Below are 7,255 nucleotides of genomic sequence, written 5' to 3'. Positions count from 1 at the left end.
AACCGCCTCGACAAGGAAGGCGCGATGGGCGTCAAGGCGCTCGCAGCGAGCATGGGGATCGACTCGTCGACGGTCACCCGGCAGGTGGCACCGCTCGTCGACACCGGCCTGGTCAAGCGCACCTCGCGGGTGGCCTGCCGCAGATCGTCCCGGCGTACGACCAGACCCGGCCCGGACCGCCCACGCGCCCGCTGGTGGGGTGCCGCGGCCTGCACGGTCGCCGCCAGGTGCAGTTTCGTGAGCGCGCCCCGGGGACGCCGGGCCCCGGTCGTGCGCCCGTGCTCGGTCCGCGCCCGCGAACGCCGCCCGGCGGCACCCTCGCCGATCCCGGGCACGCTCAGCACCTTCGTCCGGAACGGCTCGGAGGCGCGTGCGGCGGACTGCTCGCCGGCCCCCGAGGGCTGCGGCTGCCCGTCCTCCCCGGCCTCGGGTCGGGCCGCGGCGTCGCCGTTGCCCTGCGGCGCGTCGTCGGGTTCCGGCTGTCCGCCGCCCCCGCCGGGTCCGTCCGGGCCGGGACCCGGGTCGGGATCCTGGTCGGGATCTTCGCCGTCCGAGCCGCCGAACTCCTCCAGCGTCTCGTCGAGCTTGTCCTCGTCGAGCCCCGGCGCGTCGAAGGGGTTGCGCCGCCGCCGGTGCGGCAGAGCGAGCAGCGCCGCCTGCCGGACGTCCTCGGCGAGCACGTCCGTACGCCCGGCCCAGGCCGCCAGCGCGGTGGCGGTCCGCGCCATCACGATGTCGGCGCGCATGCCGTCGACCTCGAAGGCCGCACAGGTCGCCGCGATCTGCCGCAGCGCCCCGTCGCCCAGCCGCACGGACGGCAGCAGCTCCCGCGCGGCGACGATCCGCGCCCGTACGGCTGCCTCCTCCTCGGCCCAGCGCGCGGCGAAGGCGGCCGGGTCGTCGTCGTAGGCCAGCCGCCGCCGTACGACCTCCACCCGCTGGTCCGGCTCCCGGGAGGCCGCGACCTCCACGGTCAGCCCGAACCGGTCGAGCAACTGCGGCCGCAATTCGCCTTCTTCGGGGTTCATGGTGCCGACGAGCAGGAAGCGCGCGGCGTGCCGGACGGAGACGCCCTCGCGTTCGACGTACGAGGCGCCCATCGCGGCGGCGTCCAGCAGCAGGTCGACCAGGTGGTCGTGGAGCAGGTTGACCTCGTCGACGTAGAGGATCCCGCGGTGCGCGTCGGCCAGCAGGCCCGGCTCGAAGGCCTTCACACCCTCCGAGAGGGCCCGCTCGATGTCCAGCGCGCCCACGAGACGGTCCTCGGAGGCGCCGACGGGCAGTTCGACCATGCGCGCTGCCCGGGTCTCGAACACCCCCGGCTCGTGCGGCCCGTCCGGGCAGCCGGGGTCGGGGGAGCCGGGGTCGCAGGAGAAGCGGCAGCCGGAGACGACGTCCAGCGTGGGCATGAGCGCCGAAAGCGCCCGCACCGCCGTCGACTTGGCCGTGCCCTTCTCGCCGCGCACCAGCACACCGCCGACCGCCGGTGACACCGCGTTCAGCAGCAGCGCGAGCCGCAGGTCGTCCTGGCCCACCACGGCCGTGAACGGAAAGGGGGTGGTCACTTCTCGTCGCCCTCCAAGTCGCCTTCGAGCTCCAGATAGGTGGCGCGCAGCCGTTCCAGCGTCTGAGCGTCCGGCTCGGCCCACAGTCCGCGCTCGGCGGCCTCCAGCAGCCGCTCGGTGATGCCGCGCAGCGCCCAAGGGTTGGACTTCTTCATGAAGTCCCGGTTCTCCGGGTCGAAGACGTACTCGGCGCTGAGCTTCTCGTACATCCAGTCGTCCACGACCCCGGCCGTGGCGTCGTACCCGAACAGGTAGTCCACGGTCGCCGCCATCTCGAAGGCGCCCTTGTAGCCGTGCCGCCGCATGGCCGCCATCCAGCGCGGGTTGACCACCCGGGCGCGGAAGACACGGTGCGTCTCCTCGCCGAGCGTGCGGGTCTTCACCTGGTCCGGGGTGGCCGAGTCACCGACGTACGCCTCGGGGCTGGTGCCCGTCAGGTGGCGCACCATGGCGACCATGCCGCCGTGGTACTGGAAGTAGTCGTCGGCGTCGACGAGGTCGTGCTCCCGGGTGTCGACGTTCTTCGCGGCGACGGCGATCCGCCTGAACGCCGTCTCCATGTCGCCGCGCGCGGCCCGCCCGTCGAGGCCCCGGCCGTAGGCGTAACCGCCCCACACCGCGTACACCTCGGCGAGGTCCGCGTCGGAGCGCCAGTTGCGGGCGTCGATCAGCGGCAGCAGACCGGCCCCGTACGCCCCCGGCTTGGAGCCGAAGATGCGGGCCGTGGCCCGGCGGCGGTCGCCGTGCTCGGCGGTGTCCTGGTCGGCGTGGGCCCGGACGTAGTTGGACTCCGCCGGCTCGTCCAGCTCGGCGACCGTGCGGACGGCGTCGTCGATCAGACCCACCACGTGCGGGAACGCGTCCCGGAAGAAGCCCGAGATGCGGACCGTCACGTCGATGCGAGGCCGGCCGAGCTCCGCCAGGGGGACCACCTCGAACCCGGTCACCCGGCGCGAGGCGTCGTCCCACACCGGTCGGCAGCCCAGCAGCGCCAGGATCTCGGCGATGTCGTCGCCCTGGGTGCGCATGGCCGAGGTGCCCCACACCGTCAGTCCGACAGACGTGGGGTACGCGCCGGTGTCCTGCAGATACCGCTGCACCAGCGAGTCCGCGAGGGACTGCCCGACCTCCCAGCTCAGCCGGGACGGAATGGCCTTGGGGTCGACGGAGTAGAAGTTCCGGCCCGTCGGCAGGACGTTGACGAGTCCGCGGGTCGGCGAACCGGACGGTCCGGCCGGGACGTAGCCGCCGTTCAGGGCCCGCAGGATGTGCCCGATCTCGTCGGTGGTCTTCTCCAGCCGGGGCACGACCTCGGTGCAGGCGAACTCCACCACCGCGACCGCCTCGGGCAGCTCGGTGCCGAGGATCTCCCGGACCAGCGGCGCGCTCTCGGCGACCGCCCAGCCGCGTTCCTCCATGCCCTCCGCGATCCGCCGGCACAGCTGCTCCAGCAGGTCGATCGCGTCGGCGGCGCTGCGGGCCGGGCCGTCCACCAGGTCCGTCAGCTCCACGGGCACCTTCAACGGAGCCCCGGGCTCGGCCAGCAACTCCTTCTCCGCCAGCCCGAAGTGCTGCGCCAGCGACGCCCTCAGTCCGGGCAGCGCGTTGGCCTGCCCGCCCCACACCTGCGAGGCGCGCAGCACGGCCAGCACGAGGTTGACGCGGGGTTCGCCGACCGGCCCGCCGCCCAGGATGTGCAGTCCGTCGCGGATCTGCACGTCCTTGATCTCGCACAGATAGCCGTCGATGTGCATGACGAACTCGTCGAACGCCTCGTCGTCCGGCTGGTCGTCGACGTGCAGGTCGTGATGGAGCTCGGCCGCCTTGACCAGCGTCCAGATCTGGGCGCGCACGGTCGGGGCCTTCGCCGGGTCCAGGTCGGAGACGAGGGCGTACTCGTCGAGGAGCTGCTCCAGCTTGGCCAGGTCGCCGTAGGTGTCGGCGCGGGCCATCGGCGGTACGAGGTGGTCGACGACGGTGGCGTGCCCGCGGCGCTTGGCCTGGGTGCCCTCGCCGGGGTCGTTGACGATGAACGGGTAGATCAGCGGCAGTTCCCCGAGGACCGCGTCCGGGGCGCAGCCGCCGCTGAGCCCGAGCCCCTTGCCGGGCAGCCACTCCATGGTGCCGTGCTTGCCCATGTGCACGATGGCGTCGGCGCCGAAACTGTTCTCCAGCCAGCGGTAGGCCGCCATGTAGTGGTGGGACGGCGGCATGTCCGGGTCGTGGTAGATCGCGATCGGGTTCTCGCCGAAGCCGCGCGGCGGCTGGATCATCACGACGACGTTCCCGAACTGGAGCGAGGCCAGCACGATGTCGTCGCCGTCGACGTAGAGGCTGCCCGGCGGCTCGCCCCACGCCTCGGTCATGGCGTCCTTCAGCTCCGGGTCGAGCGTCTCGAACCACGCCCGGTAGTCCGCCAGCGGCACCCGCGCGGGCGCGGCGGCCAGCTGCTCCTCCGTCAGCCACTCCACGTCGTGCCCGCCGGCGTTGATGAGCCGGTGGATCAGCTCGTCACCCTCCGCCGGGTGCCCCTCGACGACGTACCCGGCGTCCCGCAGCGCGTCCAGCACCCGCACCGCCGAGGCCGGGGTGTCGAGCCCGACCGCGTTGCCGACGCGGGAGTGCTTGGTCGGGTACGCGGTGAAGACCAGCGCCAGCTTCTTCTCGGCGTTCTCCTTGTACTTCAGCCGCGCGTGCCGTACGGCGATTCCGGCGACGCGCGCGGCCCGCTCCGGGTCGGCGACGTACACGGGCACGTCGTCCGGCCCCTGCTCCTTGAAGGAGAACGGAACGGTGATCAGCCGCCCGTCGAACTCCGGGATCGCCACCTGCATCGCGGCGTCCATGGGGGACAGGGCGGCGTCCGAGTCCGCCCAGGCCTGCCGGGATGACGTCAGGCACAGGCCCTGCAGCACGGGAATGTCCAGCTCGGCGAGGGCGCCGATGTCCCAGGCCTCCTCGTCACCGCCCGCCGAGGCCTGCGAGGCGTGGGTGCCGCCGGCGGCGAGGACGGTGGCGACCAGGGCGTCCGCCCGGCCCAGGATCTCGTACAGCCCCTCGTCGGCCCCGCGCAGCGAACCGCAGTACACGGGCAGGGCGTTGGCGCCGTGTGACTCGATCGCGTCGCACAGGGTGTCCACGAAGCCGCTGTTGCCGCTCAGTTCGTGGGCCCGGTAGAAGAGCACACCGACGGTCGGACGGCCCTCCACCCGGGCGCGCTCGCCGTGGACGCCGTACTCCGGCATCTTCCGCGGCTCGACGAACCCCTCGCCCGTCAGCAGCACGGTGTCGGACAGGAACCGGGCGAGTTCGGTGAGGTTCTCCGGCCCGCCCTCCACGAGGTACTTCAACGCCTCGGCCACGACCCCGGCCGGGACGGACGACTCGGCCATCAGCTCCGCGTCCGGCACGGCCTCACCGCCGAGCAGCACGGTGGGGACGCCGGAGGCCTTCAGCGCGGCGAGCCCGTCCTCCCAGGCCCGCTTGCCGCCGAGCAGCCGGACGACGGCGACGGACGCCCCCTCCAGCAGGGCCGGGAGCTCCTCCCGGACGTCCACGCGGGTCGGGTTGCCGATCCGGTAGTCCGCACCCGAGGCGGCCCGGGCCGCCAGCAGGTCCGTGTCGGCGGTCGACAACAACAACACAGTGCTCATGCGGGCGCTCCCGGTGGAATGAAGGGCAGTCCTTGCGGCGCGCCGGACTCGATGAGCCGCCACAGCGCGTCGGTGTCCGCGTGCTGTTCGATCAGGTCGCCGAGCCGGTCGAGCTGCTCCTCGCGCAGCGCGGCGAACGAGGTGTCCGGCGCGGGCACGAAGCGGCGGCCCGCGGCGGCCGCCACCTCGCGCAGAAAGGCCCGCCGGAAGCCGTCCGACTCCAGTGAGCCGTGCCAGTGCGTGCCCCAGGTCTGGCCGACCCGGCAGCCGTCCAGGCTGTGTCCATTGTCATCAGAGATGAACGCGTCCCCGCCGGCGACGTCGGCGACCCCGTGGTGGATCTCGTAGCCCTCGACGCGTTCCCCGAGGGCCTCGCCCCGCGGCCGGACGAGGGTCTTCTCGCGGGCGAACCGCACCCGCACAGGCAGGATCCCCAGCCCGTCGACGTGCCCCCGGCGGCTCTCGACGTCGTCCTCGATGTGCTCGCCGAGGATCTGGAAGCCGCCGCAGACGCCGAGGACGGGCCGCTGCTCGGCGGCCCTGCGGACCAGCGCCTCGGCGAGGCCCCGCTCCCGCAGCCACTCCAGCGCGCGGACCGTCCCACGGGTGCCGGGCACGATGACGAGGTCGGCGTCGGACAGTTCCTCCGGCCGGTCCACGAACCGCACCACGACACCCGGTTCGGCGGCCAGGGCGTCCACGTCGGTGAAGTTGGACATGAGGGGGACCGCGCACACGGCGACGCGCAGCACGTCCTCGCCGACGGGCGGGGCGACCACGGACTCCCGTACGGCTCCCCGCAAGGACACCCGCAGTCCGTCCTCCTCGTCGATCCCGAGCCCGTGCCGGAACGGCAGCACACCGTACGTATGCCGCCCGGTGAGCCCGTGCAGCATGTCCAGCCCCGGCTCCAGCAGGGAGACGTCCCCGCGGAACTTGTTGACGAGGAACCCGGCCACACATGCCTGGTCCTCGGGGGACAGCAGCGCCACCGTCCCGAAGAACGAGGCGAACACACCGCCCCGGTCGATGTCGCCGACCACGAGCACGGGCAGCCCGGCGTTCCGGGCGATCCCCATGTTCACGATGTCCGTCCGCCGCAGATTGATCTCGGCGGGAGAACCGGCTCCCTCACAGATCACCGCGTCATACGTGCCCCGCAACTGCTCCAGGCAGTCCAGCACCGTCCCGAGCAACTGCTGCTGCCGGCCGCCGTGGTAGCCGCGCGCGCTCAGCTCCCCGACCGGCTTGCCCAGCAGCACGACCTGGCTGCTCTGCTCGCCACCGGGCTTGAGCAGCACCGGATTCATCAGCGCGGTCGGCTCGACGCGGCAGGCCTGCGCCTGCATGGCCTGCGCCCGCCCGATCTCGGCACCCTCCGCCGTCACGAAGGAGTTCAGGGACATGTTCTGCGCTTTGAAGGGCGCGACCTTCACGCCCTGCCGCACCAGCCACCGGCAGATCCCGGCGGTCACGACGCTCTTGCCGGCGTCGGAGGTCGTACCGGCGACAAGAAGCCCACCGTTCATGTCATTTCCCCCTCTTCGGCGACCGCGCGCCCTTGAGCGACGGCGCACTCCTGAGCAACCGCGCACCGGCGCACACCCCGAGCGCCAGCCAGGTGACGCGCCGCGAGAGCCGCACGGCCCGTTCGACGTCGTGCGTACCGACGGCACGCCCTGGCGTGTTCAGCACGGGCCGGTGCTCCACCCGCCCGCCGTACGACAGCGTCCCGCCGAGACGCACCCCGAGCGCCCCGGCGAAGGAGGCCTCCACGGGCCCGGCGTTGGGGCTCGGATGCTGCGCCGCGTCGGCCCGCCAGGCCCGCACGGCCCCCCGCGGATCCGGCCCGGCCAGCACGGCGAGTACGGCGGTCAGCCGCGCTCCCGGCCACCCCGCGAGGTCGTCCAGCCGTGCCGAGGCCCAGCCATAGCGCCGGTACCGGGCCGACTTGTGCCCGACCATGGCGTCCAGGGTGTTGACGGCCCGGAAACCGAGCAGCCCCGGCACCCCGCCGACGGCCCCCCACACCAGTGC

General features: G+C 73.1%; 3 protein-coding genes and 2 pseudogenes. 1 reads left to right on the top strand and 4 read right to left on the bottom strand.

Annotated elements, in window-relative coordinates; translation table 11 throughout:
• A pseudogene (locus C1J00_RS34665) lies at positions 1-126 on the top strand (MarR family transcriptional regulator); the annotation flags it as partial.
• Here C1J00_RS34665 and C1J00_RS34660 read toward each other — a convergent pair.
• The 4 genes and pseudogenes from C1J00_RS34660 to C1J00_RS34645 form a co-directional block, all read right to left on the bottom strand.
• Positions 117-1,565: pseudogene (locus C1J00_RS34660) on the bottom strand (ATP-binding protein); the annotation flags it as partial. The pseudogenes C1J00_RS34665 and C1J00_RS34660 overlap by 10 nt on opposite strands.
• Positions 1,562-5,218 (bottom strand): cobaltochelatase subunit CobN, encoded by a 3,657-nt coding sequence (gene cobN / locus C1J00_RS34655; RefSeq protein WP_102912923.1) that lies wholly within the window; start codon positions 5,216-5,218, stop codon positions 1,562-1,564. The pseudogene C1J00_RS34660 and the gene cobN, both read right to left, overlap by 4 nt.
• Positions 5,215-6,747, bottom strand: a complete 1,533-nt coding sequence (locus tag C1J00_RS34650) for a cobyric acid synthase (RefSeq protein WP_102912922.1) — start codon at positions 6,745-6,747, stop codon at positions 5,215-5,217. Before C1J00_RS34650 ends, cobN begins: the two co-directional genes overlap by 4 nt.
• A gap of 1 nt (position 6,748) precedes the next feature.
• A partial coding sequence (locus C1J00_RS34645; protein ID WP_180989802.1) for a cobalamin biosynthesis protein occupies positions 6,749-7,255 on the bottom strand: 507 nt, incomplete at its 5' end.

Source organism: Streptomyces cahuitamycinicus (assembly GCF_002891435.1).
GTDB lineage: Bacteria > Actinomycetota > Actinomycetes > Streptomycetales > Streptomycetaceae > Streptomyces > Streptomyces cahuitamycinicus.
This window is presented reverse-complemented; position numbering and strand designations above follow the sequence as displayed.